This is a genomic window from Frigoribacterium sp. UYMn621, from assembly GCF_040549525.1.
In the GTDB taxonomy this organism is placed as follows: domain Bacteria; phylum Actinomycetota; class Actinomycetes; order Actinomycetales; family Microbacteriaceae; genus Lacisediminihabitans.
On sequence record NZ_JBEPTM010000007.1, the window covers coordinates 152,128 to 169,004 of the forward strand.

Annotated in this window: 16 protein-coding genes; 13 read left to right on the forward strand and 3 right to left on the reverse strand. The window is 66.9% G+C overall.

From position 1 onward, the window contains the following. Window positions 1–195: 195 nt before the first annotated feature. The gene (locus ABIB54_RS12960) at window positions 196–1,662 is read right to left on the reverse strand and encodes a helix-turn-helix domain-containing protein (RefSeq protein WP_354575932.1); all 1,467 of its coding nucleotides are present in this window, start codon (window positions 1,660–1,662) and stop codon (window positions 196–198) included. Between the two features lie 128 nt (window positions 1,663–1,790). Between ABIB54_RS12960 and aceA the strand changes: the two genes are divergently transcribed. From aceA to ABIB54_RS13005, 9 genes are all read left to right on the forward strand, one after another. Next, on the forward strand, window positions 1,791–3,080 hold the full coding sequence (gene aceA, locus ABIB54_RS12965) for an isocitrate lyase (RefSeq protein WP_354575933.1): 1,290 nt from the start codon (window positions 1,791–1,793) through the stop codon (window positions 3,078–3,080). Window positions 3,081–3,118: 38 nt separating this feature from the next. Continuing rightward, complete coding sequence (gene aceB / locus ABIB54_RS12970; RefSeq protein WP_354575934.1) at window positions 3,119–4,753, forward strand: malate synthase A; 1,635 nt, start codon at window positions 3,119–3,121, stop codon at window positions 4,751–4,753. 169 nt (window positions 4,754–4,922) lie between these two features. Beyond that, window positions 4,923–6,050 (forward strand): alcohol dehydrogenase catalytic domain-containing protein, encoded by a 1,128-nt coding sequence (locus tag ABIB54_RS12975; RefSeq protein ID WP_354575935.1) that lies wholly within the window; start codon window positions 4,923–4,925, stop codon window positions 6,048–6,050. After that, window positions 6,050–6,805, forward strand: a complete 756-nt coding sequence (gene fabG / locus ABIB54_RS12980) for a 3-oxoacyl-ACP reductase FabG (protein ID WP_502917130.1) — start codon at window positions 6,050–6,052, stop codon at window positions 6,803–6,805. Before ABIB54_RS12975 ends, fabG begins: the two co-directional genes overlap by 1 nt. A gap of 4 nt (window positions 6,806–6,809) precedes the next feature. Continuing rightward, window positions 6,810–7,298, forward strand: coding sequence for a MaoC family dehydratase (locus ABIB54_RS12985; RefSeq protein ID WP_354575936.1), 489 nt, complete (start codon window positions 6,810–6,812; stop codon window positions 7,296–7,298). Further along, window positions 7,295–7,693 (forward strand): hypothetical protein, encoded by a 399-nt coding sequence (locus tag ABIB54_RS12990; RefSeq protein ID WP_354575937.1) that lies wholly within the window; start codon window positions 7,295–7,297, stop codon window positions 7,691–7,693. The genes ABIB54_RS12985 and ABIB54_RS12990 overlap by 4 nt, the downstream gene beginning before the upstream one ends. Next, window positions 7,690–8,145: an acyl-CoA thioesterase gene (locus tag ABIB54_RS12995; protein ID WP_354575938.1), complete on the forward strand. Its 456-nt coding sequence runs from the start codon at window positions 7,690–7,692 to the stop codon at window positions 8,143–8,145. Before ABIB54_RS12990 ends, ABIB54_RS12995 begins: the two co-directional genes overlap by 4 nt. After that, window positions 8,142–9,203 (forward strand): phosphotransferase family protein, encoded by a 1,062-nt coding sequence (locus ABIB54_RS13000; protein WP_354575939.1) that lies wholly within the window; start codon window positions 8,142–8,144, stop codon window positions 9,201–9,203. Before ABIB54_RS12995 ends, ABIB54_RS13000 begins: the two co-directional genes overlap by 4 nt. Beyond that, the gene (locus ABIB54_RS13005; protein WP_354575940.1) at window positions 9,203–10,405 is read left to right on the forward strand and encodes an acyl-CoA dehydrogenase family protein; all 1,203 of its coding nucleotides are present in this window, start codon (window positions 9,203–9,205) and stop codon (window positions 10,403–10,405) included. The genes ABIB54_RS13000 and ABIB54_RS13005 overlap by 1 nt, the downstream gene beginning before the upstream one ends. Window positions 10,406–10,420: 15 nt before the next feature. Here ABIB54_RS13005 and ABIB54_RS13010 read toward each other — a convergent pair whose 3' ends face one another. Further along, complete coding sequence (locus ABIB54_RS13010) at window positions 10,421–10,852, reverse strand: Lrp/AsnC family transcriptional regulator (protein WP_354575941.1); 432 nt, start codon at window positions 10,850–10,852, stop codon at window positions 10,421–10,423. A gap of 123 nt (window positions 10,853–10,975) precedes the next feature. Here ABIB54_RS13010 and ocd point away from each other — a divergent pair, with 123 nt between their 5' ends. The 3 genes from ocd to ABIB54_RS13025 are packed head-to-tail and all read left to right on the forward strand — an operon-like array spanning window position 10,976 to window position 13,855. After that, a complete protein-coding gene (ocd, locus tag ABIB54_RS13015) occupies window positions 10,976–12,007 on the forward strand; it encodes an ornithine cyclodeaminase (protein ID WP_354575942.1) in 1,032 nt (343 codons plus the stop codon). A 5-nt stretch (window positions 12,008–12,012) separates the two neighbouring features. After that, window positions 12,013–12,948, forward strand: coding sequence for a citrulline utilization hydrolase CtlX (gene ctlX / locus ABIB54_RS13020; RefSeq protein ID WP_354575943.1), 936 nt, complete (start codon window positions 12,013–12,015; stop codon window positions 12,946–12,948). 22 nt (window positions 12,949–12,970) lie between these two features. Next, a complete protein-coding gene (locus ABIB54_RS13025) occupies window positions 12,971–13,855 on the forward strand; it encodes an SDR family NAD(P)-dependent oxidoreductase (RefSeq protein ID WP_354575944.1) in 885 nt (294 codons plus the stop codon). A gap of 241 nt (window positions 13,856–14,096) precedes the next feature. On the opposite strand, the gene ABIB54_RS13030 is transcribed toward ABIB54_RS13025, so the two are convergent. Beyond that, window positions 14,097–15,029: an NAD-dependent epimerase/dehydratase family protein gene (locus ABIB54_RS13030; protein ID WP_354575945.1), complete on the reverse strand. Its 933-nt coding sequence runs from the start codon at window positions 15,027–15,029 to the stop codon at window positions 14,097–14,099. A 504-nt stretch (window positions 15,030–15,533) separates the two neighbouring features. On the opposite strand from ABIB54_RS13030, the gene ABIB54_RS13035 reads away from it, so the two are divergent. After that, window positions 15,534–16,841 (forward strand): alpha/beta hydrolase, encoded by a 1,308-nt coding sequence (locus ABIB54_RS13035; RefSeq protein ID WP_354575946.1) that lies wholly within the window; start codon window positions 15,534–15,536, stop codon window positions 16,839–16,841. Window positions 16,842–16,877 lie beyond the last annotated feature (36 nt).

Here is a 16,877-nt window from a genome sequence, read left to right on the forward strand (position 1 = left end):
CGTGTCACCGGGAGTTTTCCCAGCAAATCCACTGGGAAATCACCCCCGTCAGGGGGCCGCTGTGCCGAGTGACGCGCGGTCTCCCCACCGCCGCGAGGGACCGGGCCACGCGCCGGGCGCATTCCTTCTCACGCCGGTCTTTCCTCACGATGAGCCGTCGGCCGAAGAGGCTGGGGCGGTTCGGTCGAGTGCGGACTACGCCGGCGCGTGACGCTCAAGGAACTCGAACACCTCGGTGCTGTCGACCCCGGGGAACGCTCCGGTCGGCATCGCCGCGTGCAGTGAGGAATTGAGTCGCGCGCTCGGCCAGGAGTGCTTGTCCCATTTGGCCGCGAGAGTGCTCGGAGGCGTGCGGCAGCAGGAGGGCTCTGGGCAGGTCGAGGTGAAGCGATTCTCGGTGTCCCTCCCCCGAAAGAACTTCGCCTGGGCGAACTGGGTTCCGACGCTCACCGAGAACTGCCCACGCGGGGAGGATTGGATGCGCGAGGTGCACCAGTACGTGCCCGCGGGTTTGTCGGTGTACTGGTGATAGGGGCTGAACCGGTCCGCCACGTCGAACACACGGCGAGCGCTCCAGAAGCGGCACACGACCTGCCCCTCGACCGCGCCGAGGGCATCCGTCGGCAGCGTGACGCTGTCGTTCTCGTAGGCCTTCGACACCGTGCCGCTCTCGTGCACCTTGAGGAAATGCACCGGGATGCCGAGATGCTGCGTCGAGAGGTTGGTGAAGCGGTGGGCGGCAGTCTCGTAACTCACGCCGAAGGCATCCCGCAGGTCTTCGACCGAGAGCTCGCGGGCCGCCTTCGCCCTGCTGAGGAGCTCGACCGCGCTCTGCTCGGGCACCAGTAGCGCGGCAGCCAGATAGTTGGTCTGCACGCGCTGGTCGAGGAAATCGGCGTAGTTGGTGGGCTCCTCGTGCCCGAGCACATGGCTCGCGAGCGCCTGGAGCACCACCGATCTCGGATCGGAGTCCGCACTCGCCCCGACCGGCACGTAGATGCGGCCGTTGTTGAGATCGGTGACCGACCGTGTGGATCCCGGAAGGTCGGGCACATAGTGCAGGGTGAAGCCGAGGTGGGTTCCGAGGTCGGCGGCCACCCGCTGTGAGAGCGGGCCACCGGTGTGGCCCACCGCCGCGAGCAGGCCGCGCGCCACGCCCTCGAGCTCGGCGAAATAGTTGTTGCGCCGGCGCATCGCCCTGCGCAGTTCCGTGTTGGCACGCCGCGCCTCTTCCGGCGTCGCGGCGCGCTCGCTGTGTACGCGCTCGAGCTCCCGATACAGGCCGAGGATCGCCTCGATCGCCTCGTCGCTCAGGGCTTTACGCACGGCGAGCTGAGGCAACCCGAGGGAGGCATACAGTGGCCCGCGCTGGATGCGCTCGAGCGCGATCTCGAGTCCCGCCCGGCCACTCGGCGGCTCGGAGTTCAACAACTGATCGATCGGCACATCGAGCGCGCGGGCGAACCGTTGCAACTCGCCGAGTTTCAATTCGCGCTTGCCGTTCTCTACCACAGAGACCTGCGACGCCGCACGCCCGATCGCGGCTCCCATGTCGTCGAGCGTCATGTGCCGTGAAGTGCGCAGCTGCCGGATGCGGCGGCCGATCGTCAGTGAATCGAGCATGTCTTCATCCTCGAGCGAGTCGAACGGTCGTTGTCCCATGGGCCAAGGATGACACGCGAGCTTCTTCCGGTAAATAGAAGAATCGCAAAAATTCTGCCATGAAAGGGGGATCGGGCCCGCTAAAACGGCCGCATCGTGGGTTTTACGCAACCAACGAAGGAGCACCGATGACCAGCCGACCGGGTGACCAGAACCAGACCGCCGCAGAGCTCGAGACACAGTGGAAGACCGACGCGCGCTGGAACGGTGTCGAGCGGGACTACACCGCCGAAGACGTGATCGCCCTGCGCGGCAGCGTGCAGGAGGAGCACACCCTCGCTCGTCGCGGCTCGGAGCGACTCTGGGGCCTGCTCGATTCCGAGGAGTGGGTGCCGGCCCTCGGCGCCCTCACCGGCAACCAGGCCGTGCAGCAGGTGCGCGCCGGACTCAAGGCGATCTACCTCAGCGGCTGGCAGGTCGCGGCCGACGCGAACCTCTCCGGCCAGACCTACCCCGACCAGAGCCTCTACCCGGCGAACTCGGTGCCGAGCGTCGTCCGACGCATCAACAACGCGCTGCTGCGCACGGACCAGATCGAGACCTCGGAGGGACGCACCGGCACCGACTGGCTCGCCCCGATCGTCGCGGATGCCGAGGCCGGCTTCGGCGGACCGCTCAACGCCTACGAGCTCATGAGCTCGATGATCGCCGCGGGCGCCGCTGGTGTGCACTGGGAGGACCAGCTCGCCAGTGAGAAGAAGTGCGGCCACATGGGAGGCAAGGTGCTGATCCCCACCGGCCAACACATCCGCACTCTCAATGCGGCGCGTCTCGCCGCCGACGTCGCCGGCGTGCCGACGATCGTCATCGCGCGCACCGACTCGCTCGCCGCGAACCTCGTGACCAGCGATGTGGATGAGCGCGACCGCCCGTTCCTCGACGGCACGCGCACTCCCGAGGGCTTCTACGGCACCCGGCCCGGCATCGAGACCGTGCTGTCTCGAGGCCACGCCTACGCCCCCTACGCCGACCTGCTCTGGGTCGAGTCGTCCGAGCCGGACCTGGACCTCGCCCGCACCTTCGCCGAGAGCATCCACAGGGAATTCCCGGGCAAGAAGCTCGCCTACAACTGCTCGCCGTCGTTCAACTGGAAGAGCCACCTCGACGACGCTCAGATCGCGACGTTCCAGCGGGAGCTCGCGGCCATGGGCTATGCGTTCCAGTTCATCACCCTCGCCGGATTCCACGCCCTCAACCACTCGATGTACACGCTGGCCCGCGACTACAGCCAGCGTCACATGAGCGCGTACGTCGACCTCCAGGAGGCCGAGTTCGCCTCCGAGGCCGACGGCTACACCGCCACGAAGCACCAGCGCGAGGTCGGCACCGGCTACTTCGACAAGATCTCGACGGTGTTGAACCCCGACAGCGCGACGCTCGCGCTCGTCGGCTCCACCGAATCCGAACAGTTCCACTAGACCGCAGTGTCACTCATCAGCAGGGAAAGGCCATCATCATGACAACCCACAACCGCATGACCGTGCTCGGCAGCCCGGAACCCGGCTTCGAGACCATCCTCTCCCCCGAGGCGCTCACCTTCGTCACCCGCCTGCACGACCAGTTCGCCGGCCGCCGCCAGGAACGTCTCACTGCGCGAATGGTTCAGCGTAAGAACATCGAGAACGGCCGGAATCTGGGCTTCCTCTCCGAGACCGCCGCGATCCGGGCGGATTCCGGATGGCGCGTGGCCGGTGCCGGCCCCGGGCTCGAAGACCGGCGGGTCGAGATCACCGGCCCCACCGACCGCAAGATGACGGTGAACGCGCTCAACTCCGGCGCGAAGGTCTGGCTGGCCGACCTCGAGGACGCCACGAGCCCCACCTGGTCGAACATCATCGGCGGCCAGCTCGCGCTCTACGACGCCATCCGTCACCAGGCGGACTTCACCAGCGAGGCCGGCAAACTGTATACGGTGGGCGAGGTCACCCCGACGATCGTCATGCGTCCCCGCGGCTGGCACCTGGTGGAGAAGCACCTGAGGTACACCGACCGGGCGGGCCTCGGGAAGGCGGCATCCGCCTCGCTGGTGGACTTCGGGCTGTACCTCTTCCACAACGCCGCCGAACTCATCGCCGACGGCCGCGGACCGTACTTCTACCTGCCGAAGATAGAGAACCACCTCGAAGCACGCCTGTGGGATGACATCTTCACCTTTTCGGAGATCGCCCTCGGCCTCGAACACGGCTCGATCCGCGCCACGGTGCTCATCGAGACGATCACCGCAGCGTTCGAGATGGACGAGATCCTGTTCGAGTTGAAGGAGCACTGCGCCGGTCTCAATGCCGGGCGTTGGGATTACATCTTCAGCCTGATCAAGAACTTCCGCGGGCGAGGCCGCCAGTTCGTGCTTCCGGATCGGGACCGCATCACGATGACCTCGCCGATGATGCGCAACTACACCGAGTTGCTGGTCGCCACCTGCCACCGTCGGGGAGCCCATGCCATCGGCGGCATGAGCGCCTTCATCCCGAATCGCCGCGACCCCGAGATCACCGCGCAGGCCATCACCAAGGTGCACGACGACAAGCGGCGCGAGGCGACCGACGGATTCGACGGCACCTGGGTGGCGCATCCGGATCTCGTCGCCAGCGCCCGCGAGGAGTTCGACGCGGTGCTCGGTAATCGCCCCAACCAGGTCGATCGTCTCCGGCCGGAGGTGGATGTCTCGGCGGCCGACCTGCTCGATGTGCGGTCCTTCGACCAGACCGTCACCACCGAGGGGGTTCGTCGCAACGTGGCGGTGGCGCTGAGGTACATCGAGAGCTGGTTGCGCGGAGTCGGCGCGGCCGCCATCGACAACCTCATGGAGGATGCCGCCACGGCGGAGATCTCCCGGTCGCAGCTGTGGCAGTGGATCGCGCAGCGCATCGTCACCGAGCAGGGAGACCTCGTCACGCGCGACCTCGTGGAGGGGATGCTGCAGAGCGAGCTCGACGGCAGTCGACGGTCGACCGAGGATCGTTTCGACGATGCCGCGGCGATCGTGCGGCTCGTGACCCTGCAGGACGACTTCCCGACCTTCCTCACCATCCCGGCGTACACGCACTACCTCGTCGACACCGTGTCGGAGCGGGAGACGGTGGCCGCCTGACGGGCTGCCGGTCGAGTAGGGAGCGCCAGCGACCGTGTCGAGACCCGCGGGTCTCGACACGCGTCCTCCTCCGTCGGGCGCTACTCGACCAGCAGAGCCGGCCGGCTCACGTAGACTGCATACCGCCCGGTCGGTTTCCTGATCGGGGCCGGTACGACAGAAGGCATCAATGGAGATCGTCGGCGCGGTACTCGAGCACAGCGGGGCGGAGCCGCCATTCGCGGCATCCGCTCCCCTGTCGATCGGCAGGCTGCAGCTGGATGCCCCGGGGCCCGGAGAACTGCTGGTGCGCATCGAGGTGGCCGGGGTCTGCCACTCCGACCTCTCCGTCGTCGATGGAAATCGTGTGCGTCCGACCCCGATGCTCCTCGGGCACGAGGCTGCGGGCATCGTCGATATCCTCGGCGAGGGTGTCACCGGCCTCGAACTCGGCGACCGCGTGGTCATGACCTTCCTCCCTCGGTGCGGCGCGTGCGCGGGGTGCGCCACCGGAGGCCGCCTGCCCTGCGAGGTCGGCAGCGCGGCGAACAACGCCGGCACCCTGCTCGGCGGAGCGATGCGGCTGCAGCGGGACGGCCATCCGGTCTTCCACCACCTCGGGGTCTCGGCGTTCGCGACCCACGCCGTCGTCAACAGTGCTTCGGTGGTGCGCGTCGACCCGGACATTCCCGCCGAGGTCGCGGCACTGCTCGGCTGCGCGGTGCTGACCGGCGGTGGTGCAGTAATCAATTCGGCGAAACCCGAACCCGGAGAGACAGTGATGGTGGTGGGACTCGGCGGTGTCGGCATGGCGGCCGTGCTCGTGGCCCTCTCCCTCGGCCATCACGTGATCGGCGTCGACGGCGTCGAACAGAAGCTGGCGACCGCGCGGGACTGCGGCGTCACCGAGACCTACACACCGCAGCAGCTCCTCGACTCCGGTGTGCGGGCTCCCGTCGTGATCGAGGCCGCCGGCAACGCCCGCGCCTTCGAGACCGCGCTTGCGGCGACGGCGGCCGGTGGCCGCACCGTCACCGTCGGCCTGCCCGCACCGGAAGCGCGGGCCACCATCTCTCCCCTGCTGCTCACCGCCGAGGCGCGCACGATCATCGGTAGCTATCTCGGCTCCGCGGTGCCCTCCCGCGACATCCCGCTGTTCGCCCAGCTCTGGCGGGAGGGTCGGCTGCCCGTGGAGAAGCTGATCTCCAGCCGCATCCGCCTCGACCAGCTGAACGAGGCGATGGATGCCCTCGCCGAGGGCCGCGCGCTGCGCCAGTTGATCGTGTTCGAACCAGAAGCACCCACGAAGGAGAACTGATGACCGAGCAACGCACCGCCATCGTCACGGGAGGCGCCCGCGGAATCGGGGCCGCCATTGCGAAACGTCTCGCCTCGGATGGCTACGCCGTTGCCGTGATCGACCTGCGCGAAGAAGACACGACGACCACCGTCGAGGCGATCGTCGCGGCGGGCGGGCAGGCCATCGGCATCGGAGCGGATGTCGCGGATGCCTCGGCTGTCGCCACCGCCGTCGCTCGCACCGCCGACGAACTCGGGGCTCCCACGATCCTCGTCAACAACGCCGGCATTCTGCGCGACAACCTCCTGTTCAAGATGACAGAGGGCGACTGGGATGCCGTGATGGGCGTGCACCTGCGCGGGGCGTTCCTGATGAGCCGCGAGGTGCAGAAGCACCAGGTGGAGGCGAAGTGGGGGCGCGTCGTCAACCTCTCGAGCACCTCGGCTCTCGGCAACCGCGGGCAGGCCAATTACTCCGCGGCCAAGGCCGGACTGCAGGGTTTCACGAAGACGCTCGCGATCGAACTCGGACCCTTCGGTGTGACCGCCAACGCCATTGCACCGGGCTTCATCGCCACCGACATGTTGCGCGCGACCGCCGAACGCATGGGGGTCAGCTTCGATGCCTTCCTCGAGGGCGCCGCGAAGGAGATCCCCGTTCGCCGGGTCGGCCAGCCGGAGGACATCGCCGCCCTTGCGTCCTTCCTCTGCTCCGAAGAGGCCGGATTCGTCTCCGGCCAGGTCGTCTACGTGTCCGGCGGGCCGAAGGCCTGAGCCGATGACCACTTTCGCAAACCCCGCCGCGCTGCTGACCGCCGTGGGAGCAGAGCTCGGCACCACAGCGTGGCTCGAGATCGACCAGCAGCGCATCGACGGCTTCGCGGCCGCGACGGGCGATGAGCAGTGGATCCATGTCGATCCGCAACGCGCCGCCGCCGGCCCCTTCGGGGGCACCATCGCCCACGGATACCTCAGCCTGTCCCTTCTCGCCCCGTTCACCGCGCAGCTGCTCGAGGTGGATCACGTGGCGATGGCCATCAACTACGGGCTCGACCGGGTGCGGTTTCTTCAGCCGGTGCAGAGCGGATCGCGGCTGCGGGCACACGGATCGATCACCAGCGCCGAGGCGGTGGGGCTCGGAGTGCGGGTGGGTGTGAAGATGACTGTAGAGATCGACGGCGAATCGAAGCCCGCACTCGTTGCAGACACCATCGTTCTTTTCGCCGCCGAGCCGGATTCCGCACCCCCAGCAGAGGAGCCATCATGACCGAGGAAAAGGCCCTGTCCGAGAAGTCCCTCACCGAGCTCTGGACGAAGGCGCGACTGCACCTCATCGTGTCGCAGTTCGCCCCGACCTTCCTGCTCATCGTCACGATCGGCCTGCTCGACGCCGGCCTGACGACCGCGCCGGCCAGCGTGCGGCTCGCCGCCGCCGGCATCCTGCTCGCCTCCGGCATCCTCGGCGCGCTCGCCCAGATCTCGGTTGCGGGTGAGGCCGCCGCGATCATCGACGATCTCGACTCGATCGTCGCCCCCTCCGCGGTGGCGCAGCGGATCATCGCCTCCCGCCGTTGGCTGCTCGTGCCGAAGTTCGTGACGCCCGCGATCTTCGTGCTCGTGTACATCGCGCTGCTCGTCGCCCTGTTCCTGACGACCAGATGACAGAGACACCAGCACCGACAGAGACTCCGGTACCGGAGGGCTTCGGCTACAGCCGCGTCTTCGGCACGCGCTGGAACGACAATGACGTCTACGGTCACCTGAACAACACGACCCACTACGCCGCGATGGACACCACCATCACCAGCTGGCTGATCGGGATCGCCGGACTTCGCACGGATGCTGACGACGCGATGGCGGTGGTGGTCTCCTCCTCCTGCACCTACCTCGCCTCGGTGTCGTTTCCGGAGGGACTCGTGGTCGGCCTTCGCGCCGGGCGCCTCGGCACCACCAGTGTCACCTGGGAGCTCGGCCTTCATGCCGAGAGCTCCGGGGCGCTCGTGGCGACCGGGCAGTTCGTGCACGTCTTCGTCGACCCCGTCGGCCAACGCCCCGTGCCCATCCCGCGGCTCGTTCGTGCGGCGATCGAGGCCGAACTGGTGATGACGGCATGAGCCGCGAACCGCGCGGGCTCGCTACGTCAGTGCTCGAGCAGTGGCTGCGGTCGGAGCATCCGGAACTCGTCGCGGATTCGGAGCTCGACGCGACGTTGATCATGGGCGGACGCAGCAACCTCACCTACCGGGTGCTCGGTGGGACCTCGCCCCTGGTGCTTCGACGGCCACCGCTCGGGCATGTGCTGGCGAGCGCTCATGACATGGCCCGGGAATTCCGGGTGATCTCTGCGCTGGGCGGAAGCACGGTGCCCGTGCCGGAGGCCCTGCTGTACCGGGATGACACCGATGGCACCGCCGGCGTTGGCACGCCCTTCTACCTCATGGGCCTCGTCGAGGGCCAGGTGCTCTCCTCGCCCGCTGCGAACGTGCCCTTCAGCCCGACCCAACTGCGGACACTGAGCCTCGACCTCGTCGCCACCCTTGCCGAGTTGCACTCGATCGACCCCGCGAGTGTCGGGCTCGAAGACTTCGGCCGGGCCTCCGGCTACCTGGAGCGTCAGGTGCGCCGCTGGGGAGAGCAGTACGACAAGTCCCGCAGTCGCGAGCTGCCGGAGCTCGATGCGTTGCAGGCATCCCTGCGAGAGAAGGTGCCGTCGACGATCGGCTCCTCGCTCGTGCACGGGGACTTCCGCCTCGACAATGCGATCGTGCAGGTGGACTCCGGTGGTCGTCCCCGCATCGCCGCGATCCTCGACTGGGAGATGGCGACCATCGGGGATTCGTTCACCGACCTCGGACTGCTCGGACTCTACTGGGACATCAGCAGCATCAGCGAGCAGGCGGCGGCGGTCGCCGCGAGCGCGGTCGATCCGGCGGCGGGATACCCGAGCTTCGCCGAACTGCTCGACGCCTATGCCGCAGCCCGGGGAACGGCGGTGCCCGAGCTCTCCTGGTACCTCGCTTTCGCCGCCTACAAGCTCGCGATCATCCTGGAGGGCATCCACCTGCGTTTCCAGGCCGGCGAGACGGTCGGCTCCGGCTTCGACACCATCGGCGGCCTCGTCACCCCACTCGCCAGGGCCGGGCTCCGCTCCCTGGCCGAAAGGAACCCCTGATGGACTTCGCCCCGGACGCCACGACCGTCGACCTCGTCGAGCGGATGACCGCGTTCCTCGCCGAGTGCGTCTATCCCGCAGAGGCCGTGCTCGAGGCCCAGGTCGCCGAGACCCCGGATGACTGGAGCCTGCGTCCGATCGTGCGGGAGCTGCAGGCGGAGGCCCGCTCCCGCGGCCTGTGGAACCTCTTCCTCCCCGCCGAAGGCCTGACGAACCTGCAGTATGCGGCCGTCGCGGAGCTCACCGGGCGCAGTCCGAAGCTGGCACCCGTCGCCCTCAACTGCGCCGCCCCGGACACCGGAAACATGGAGCTGCTCGCGGAGTTCGGCACCCCGGCGCAGAAGGAACGCTGGCTGGCGCCGCTGCTGGAGGCTCGCATCCGCTCGTCGTTCTGCATGACGGAGCCGGACGTCGCCTCTTCAGATGCGACGAACATCGCGACGAGCATCCGTCGCGATGGGCCCGACTACGTGATCGACGGGCGCAAGTGGTGGTCCACCGGGGCGATGAACCCCGAGGCCGAGATCTTCATCGTGATGGGTCGCACCGCGGCATCGGATTCGGATGCCCCGCGCCACCGCCAGCAGAGCATGATCCTGGTGCCGCGCGATACACCCGGGGTCACGATCGTGCGTCCCCTCACCGTCTTCGGGTATGACGACCGGGACCACGGCGGTCACGCCGAAGTGCTCTTCGAGGGAGTGCGGGTGCCCGGGGGCAACCTCATCGCCGGGGAGGGCGACGGATTCGCGATCGCCCAGGCGCGGCTCGGGCCCGGGCGCATCCATCACTGCATGAGGCTGCTCGGCATGGCGGAGCGCACCATGGATCTCATGCGCGAGCGAGCACAGGGTCGCGTCGCCTTCGGCAGACCCCTTGCCGAGCAGGGGGTGGTGCGCGAATGGCTGGCCGAGAGCCGCATCTCCATCGAATCACTGCGGCTGCTGGTGCTGAAGACCGCCTGGCTCATGGACACCGTCGGCAATGCCGGGGCGATGACCGAGATCCAGGCGATCAAGATCGCCGTGCCGCGGGCGGTGCAGCAGATCCTCGACCGCGCCATCCAATTGCACGGCGGCGGCGGGCTCACGGCCGACGACCCGATCGCCGAGATGTACGCCGGAGCCCGCGCGCTGCGTCTGGCCGACGGACCGGACGAAGTGCACCTCTCCTCCCTCGGCAAGGCGGAATTGCGCCGCTGACCCCGGGCGGGCCCCCTATCGCAGGACGGAACTCAGCAGCAGGCTCGTCTCGCTGTTGACCACACCCTCGATCGCGCGGATCTGCCCCAGGGTGCGATCGAAATCGGTGAGGGTCTCGGTGCGCAGTTCGGCCACGAGGTCCCAGCCACCGTTCGTGGTGTGGAGCGCACTGATCTCTGGCATGCCGCGCAGCTGCCGGATCACGTGGTCGGTGGTGCGCCCCTCCACCTCGATGAAGGCGATCGCGTGGATGGTGAGCGGATCGAGCTCGTCCCGCACCCGCACGGTGAACCCCACCACGGTTCCGGATGACACGAGCCGCTCGAGCCGGCTGCTGATCGTGGCCCGGGCGACCCCGAGGGTGCGCGCAAGGAATGCGACGGATGCCCTGCCGTCTTCGCGCAGGGCAGAGAGCAGGTTTCGGTCGAGGTCATCCAAAGCGGGCATGTACAGAATGTACTACTTGGGATGTCACATTGCTCATTCGTACGCCAGAAGATCGACGGTCTGCCTATTCTTTGTGCATATCGTCGGAAACTAGGCTTGCGGTCTAGTGAAGTGGAGACGCCAGTGACGCGTTTTGTTGATGTTCGCAACATGGTGCGTTGGGCCACCACGACCGGACCAGAGGCCATCATCGGCGGCATGATCGGTTACCTGCGCGGCGATTTCCGTCGCTGGGAGAGCTTCGACAAGACGGCTCGGGTCGCCAGCCATACCCCCCTCGGCGTGATCGAGCTGATGCCGACGAGCGACCTCGAGACCTACGCCTTCAAGTACGTCAACGGCCACCCCTCCAACCCCGCCCGGGGATTCCAGACCGTCACCGCGTTCGGGGTGCTGGCCGACGTGCACAACGGCTATCCGACGCTGCTCGCCGAGATGACCCTCCTCACCGCCCTGCGTACCGCCGCGACCTCCGCGATGGTCGCGAAAGAACTGGCCCGACCGGATTCCACCACCATGGCGATGATCGGCGCCGGCAGCCAGGCGGAGTTCCAGGCTCTCGGATTCCGGGCCGCGCTCGCAATCGACCGGCTGCGCGTGTGGGACACCGATCCCGAGGCGCTGGAGAAGTTCGTTCGCAACCTCGCCCCCCTCGGTTTCGACATCACCGTCGCCACGAGCGCCGCGGATGCCGTGGCCGGAGCCGACGTCATCACCACCTGTACCGCAGACAAGGCCCTCGCGACAGTGCTGACAAGCGACCTCGTCGCACCGGGCGTCCACATCAACGCGATCGGCGGTGACTGCCCCGGCAAGACCGAACTCGAGGCCGCGATCCTCGACCGGGCATCCGTCTTCGTCGAATATCCGCCCCAGACCCGCGTCGAGGGCGAGATCCAGCAGATGCCAGCCGACTTCCCCGTCACGGAACTGTGGAAGGTCATCGTCGGCAGCGCTCCCGGGCGCACCTCTGCCGAGCAGATCACGCTCTTCGACTCGGTCGGCTTCGCGATCGAGGACTTCTCCGCCCTTCGCTACCTGCGCGATTCGGTGGCGGACACCGACTTCTTCGACGAGATCGACCTCGTGGCGTCTCCGGAGAACCCGAAGGATCTCTTCGGCATGATCGGCGCGCTCTCCCCCGTCGGCGGCTGAGGCCGGTGTCGATCCAGGCGCCATCCGCGGTCGTGCTGGTGCGCCCGCACCACTTCCGCCCCAACCCCCTCACCGCCGACGACAACGTGTTCCAGGTGATCGGAGCCGAGACCGAGTCGGCCCGCCTTGCTGCAGCCGCCTACGACGAGGTCACGCGCGCGGCATCGACTCTCGAGGCCGCCGGCATCCGGGTTCATCTCTTCGACGACGAGAGCGCGGAACGTCCCGACAGCGTGTTTCCCAACAACTGGATGTCCACCCACCCGGGCGGACACGTCGCCATCTTCCCGATGTACGCGGTGAACCGTCGCGGCGAGCGCCGGTGGGATGTGATCGACATGCTGAAGACCGCCTACCGGGTGCAGGATGTCATCGACTATTCCGGTCTCGAACTCGACGACGTATTCCTCGAGGGCACCGGCGCCATCGTGCTCGACCATGTGTCGCGCATCGCCTACGTCGCACGCTCGCACCGCGCCGATCCGATCGCCCTCGAGAGGTTCTGCACGAACTTCGGATACGAGCCGATGGTATTCGACGCTGTCGACCCGAGCGGGGTGCCGATCTATCACACCAACGTGATGATGGGGATCGCCACGGACTTCGCCCTCGTGGGTCTCGACCTGATCCACTCCCCCGCGCGTCGTGCCCAGGTGGTCGACCGGCTCACCGCCCACGGACGCAGCATCATCGATCTCGACTTCGACCAGGTCTGCGACTTCGCCGGCAACGCGATCGAACTGCATGCTCCGAGCGGCCGCATCCTCGCCCTGTCGCGGCGTGCCGCCGACTCGCTGCGGCCCGATCAGCTGGCGGTCATCGAGCTGTCCTGCACCCTGCTGCCCCTCGACATCCCGACCATCGAACTCGCGGGAGGCTCGGTGCGCTGCATGATCGCGGGAATCCATCTCGACCCGCGTCCGGCCGTCGTCGCGGCCTGACGCGGCGGGCTCTGCCGCTGGGGTGCCCTTCGGACTCATCGGTCCCGATCCCGCGCTGCTGCGCGAGTCCTGTTCCGGACTGTCCGGGTGGAGCGCTGCCGCCGGGGGAATCGGTGGTAGCGAAGGCTTCTCCGCTCACGCCATCTTCTCTGTCGGCGTGGATGACGACAATCCGCCACCCAGCCTGGCCGCGCTAGGGTCGATTCACCACCATCAATCGGAGGAATCCATCGTGCCTGTCATCGCCATCATCGGAGCCGGACCGGGACTCGGAGCGGCAGTCGCACGAAGATTCGGGCGCGAAGGCTTCTCGATCGCCCTGATCTCGAGGGACCAGTCGAAGCTCGACGCCCTGGCCGCGGACCTCGAGGCCGGCGGTGTGACCGCTCGCGGGTACTCGGCAGACGTGCTGGTACCGACCGCGCTCGAGGAGGCCCTTGCGCACGCAGCGGCGGAGCTGGGACCCATCACTACTCTGCAGTACAGCCCGCTGCCATCGCGCGCATACCTGAAGCCGGTGCTCGATCTGACTCCGGAGCTGGCGCTCGAGGCACTGCAGTTCTCGGCCCTCGGGCTCATTCACGCCGTGCGGACGATCCTGCCGTCCATGCGCGAGGCCGGAGGCGGCAGCATCATCCTGGTCAACGGCGGAACGTCGGTCAAGGCTCGCGCCGACTTCGCCGGCACATCGGTCGCGTTCCCGGCTGAGAGCGCCTACGGCGAGATGCTCCACGATGCGCTCGACGGGGACGGCATCCGTGTCGCGCAACTCGTGATCCCGGGAGGCATCCCCCAGCTTCAGCTCGCCAATGGCATCGACGACGTCGCCGATCGCATCTGGGATCTCCACGCCGTCGCGGGTCCGTTCCGCACCATGCTCATCCCGCTCGAGGACGGCAGGGAGTAGGGACCGGATCGTCCCTCCGAACCTCGCTCACCGCAGTGGGCGTCTCCCTGCCTGCAGAAACGCTAGACCTCTGCCTGCTGGTCGTCGTCGGCGCCATCGACAACCCGTGCCGATCCGCGGAACGAGTGCTCTCGTGGTGGGCGGCGAGCAGCTTGTGACCGTGAGGGAGCGATTCCCGGAGCATGGCACGGTTCCGGGCGTCATCGGGCTCCCGTTTCCGTTATTCGCATCGGGCACGGTCTCACTGAGCCGCGATCCAATCGATTTCCTCCGCGAGCAGAGAAAGACCGGTGCCCACGGGCACGTATCCCAGTCGTCTTGACGCGCTCGTATCCAGCACGATCGGATATGCCGCCATCCAGGGGTGTCGGCCACGCAGGGGTTCCGCCGCGCCGTCCAGAAGGTCGAGCGCGCCGTTCCAGCCCACCCGCAGGGCGATTGCTCGCAGGATCTGCTCGGCCGTCGGGGCGTCGGGATCAGCGCTGTTGACAATTCGAGCGCCCGGCAGAGTGGCGACAGTGGAGATTAAGGCAGCCGTATTGGAAGCCGCGGTCAGATGGTCGATGCTCTCGCCACGCGCCGCAAGCTCAATCTTCGGCTCGCCTCTCATCATCGACTCGACGAAGGATCGAGTGCGCGGGTTGCGCGCCCACCGCCCGTGGACCTTTGACGGGCGGATGACCGTGACCGGAAGACCGCTGTCCAGTGCGACCTGCTCGACGGCGACCTTCGATGGCGCATATCCCTCGCGGCTGAAGGGATCGACGTCGTCCGCCGCGGGCGGCACGGTCGGCATGCTTTCGTTCATCGGGATGGGGAACCGGGGCGGATCATCCCCGTTGATGTGGCGACCATCCGCATCGGCGTAGACGGCCCTCGTGGAGATGATCACTGTGCCACCGACCGATCCCATCACCGGCAGTAGTGCTCGCACGTCTGCGGCGCGGTAGGCGAGCAGATCGACGAGGAGGGTCGAATCGTCGCCGACGAGACGTGCGATCGCCTTGACGTCGCTCCGCTCGATCGAGTGGAAATGGACGCCTTGCTCGGTCAGCTCGGACGGCATCGACGCGGGGTTTCGACCGGTCACCTCGACCTCCCATCCGCTGGCTGCCAACCTCGCGGCTGCGGCTCCCCCGATGGCGCCCGTCCCGCCCAAGATCACTGCCCGCACGCTGCCCCCTCAAAACGATCTTCAGCAGGCCAACCTTAGGGCAGCGGTAGATGCGCCTCCCTTGGCCGACCAATCACGTGGTGTTCGAGCCGCAGATCATTCTTCATTGCGCGGCTGCAGGAGGCGGCGCAGTGGATAGCCGCTGACGCCAGTCCTCCACACATGATGGTCGCCGCCTGAACTATGGCGCTGAGGATCTGCGCCCAGGGCTGATGAATGCTTTCTCGCAGGCCAGCACTCACGGCGATGAGGATTACTGCGAGGACTGCGAGCATCGTGTAGGCCCTCCAGACCCACATCCGAAAATGACCTGCTCTCATGGGTGAACATTCTTCGATCGGAATCACCTCCTGAACCCCCATCCACACCCACTCGCGACGGTTCCCTCTAGCCCGGTCCGTAAAGTATCGACGACTATCACCGGACTCCCTGCCCAATACGGTCGAACCACACCCGGGCTCCCTTAGAATCGCGTTCGATCAGACCCCCGATCTAAGGACGTCAGTGGATGCATTCCTGAGGATGGATATCCTCGATGGCCCCTTCGTGGGAGTTGTCTATACCCTGGCCCTCGGCGCGTTGCTCTTTCTTGCCGCCCGTCTCCCGTCACGGCGATGGATTGTCACAGCTTTGGGTGCTCTGCTCGTCGGAGCCGGCGCCGCCTTCGTCGTGCTGTGGTGGGTCAGAGCGACTAATGCTTTCGGCGTGGATCTCGATGTCGTGACCACCGTGTGGGTCGTGGTGACGTTCTCGGCAATCTGTCTTGCGATCGTCAATCTCTGGAAATCAGTCTGGCCGCGAAAGGTGGTGGCCTCCATCGCCATCGTTGTCTTTCTTGCCGCGGGAACCGTGGGGATCAACGCGGACTTCGGATTGGATCGCACGGTAGCGGACTTGGCCGGGATCTCCACGCAGAAGCCGATCGCGCTCCCCCCTGCGACTCCAACCCCGAGTCGCACCCCTCTCGCCGGAGGAGCGCTGTGGGCGAATTGGGTGGCCGCGCAAGGCCAGCCTGCTGAGGGGACCATCGGTTCGGTCATCATCCCGAACACCCGCTCCGGATTCCGCTCCCGGCCCGCCGGTCTCTACCTCCCTCCTGCTGCCTTGGCGAAGAACCCGCCGCTGCTTCCGCTGGTGGTCATGCTGATGGGGCAGCCGGGAAACCCGGACCCCTCTTTCCAGAAGCCGATCCTCGATGCCTTCGCTGCGCGACACAACGGGCTCGCACCGATTGTGCTCGTGGTGGATCAACTCGGCAACCCGGCCATCGATCCCCTCTGCCTGGATACCGTCAAGCACGGTAAATCAGAGACCTTCCTCGTCGAAGACACGGTCGCGTGGGCTCGTGCCAACCTTCATGTTCTTCCCGATGCCGCCCACTGGACGATCGCCGGATACTCCAACGGGGGCGAATGCGCCCTCTCACTCGGGTCCAAACATCCGGAAATCTGGGGCAACGTGCTCGACATTTCCGGTGAGGAGTACCCCGGATCCGACAGACCCAACCAGACGCTCAAGGAAGACTTCGCTGGCAACAAGGCCGCATATCAATCGGTCTGGCCCACGACGATTCTTGCCAGCCACCACTACACCGACACCTTCGGAATCTTCACCGTCGGCTCCAACGATGGCAATTACGTGACCCAGGCGCGCAGGGCGGAAGCCGCGGCCAAAGCATCAGGGTGGAAGACCACATACTTCGGGGTGGCGAACGGCGGACATGTTCTTGGTGCACTCAACGGAGGGCTCCAAGAGGGGTATCGACTTCTCTATCCTCGACTGGGCCTGTCCGATCCGTCGGCAACGCCCTGACCTCAGGGCCGGGATCAAGGCCGGTGCTGTCAGTCA

Excerpts from the sequence above, each read along its gene's own strand:
- ABIB54_RS12960 (WP_354575932.1), bottom strand. The coding sequence starts at position 1,662 with ATGGGACAACGACCGTTCGACTCGCTCGAGGATGAAGACATGCTCGAT.
- ABIB54_RS12995 (WP_354575938.1), top strand. The coding sequence starts at position 7,690 with ATGACAGAGACACCAGCACCGACAGAGACTCCGGTACCGGAGGGCTTC.
- fabG (WP_502917130.1), top strand. The coding sequence starts at position 6,050 with ATGACCGAGCAACGCACCGCCATCGTCACGGGAGGCGCCCGCGGAATC.
- ABIB54_RS13010 (WP_354575941.1), bottom strand. The coding sequence starts at position 10,852 with ATGCCCGCTTTGGATGACCTCGACCGAAACCTGCTCTCTGCCCTGCGC.
- ABIB54_RS13000 (WP_354575939.1), top strand. The coding sequence starts at position 8,142 with ATGAGCCGCGAACCGCGCGGGCTCGCTACGTCAGTGCTCGAGCAGTGG.
- ABIB54_RS12985 (WP_354575936.1), top strand. The coding sequence starts at position 6,810 with ATGACCACTTTCGCAAACCCCGCCGCGCTGCTGACCGCCGTGGGAGCA.
- ABIB54_RS12975 (WP_354575935.1), top strand. The coding sequence starts at position 4,923 with ATGGAGATCGTCGGCGCGGTACTCGAGCACAGCGGGGCGGAGCCGCCA.
- aceB (WP_354575934.1), top strand. The coding sequence starts at position 3,119 with ATGACAACCCACAACCGCATGACCGTGCTCGGCAGCCCGGAACCCGGC.
- ABIB54_RS12990 (WP_354575937.1), top strand. The coding sequence starts at position 7,295 with ATGACCGAGGAAAAGGCCCTGTCCGAGAAGTCCCTCACCGAGCTCTGG.
- ABIB54_RS13005 (WP_354575940.1), top strand. The coding sequence starts at position 9,203 with ATGGACTTCGCCCCGGACGCCACGACCGTCGACCTCGTCGAGCGGATG.
- aceA (WP_354575933.1), top strand. The coding sequence starts at position 1,791 with ATGACCAGCCGACCGGGTGACCAGAACCAGACCGCCGCAGAGCTCGAG.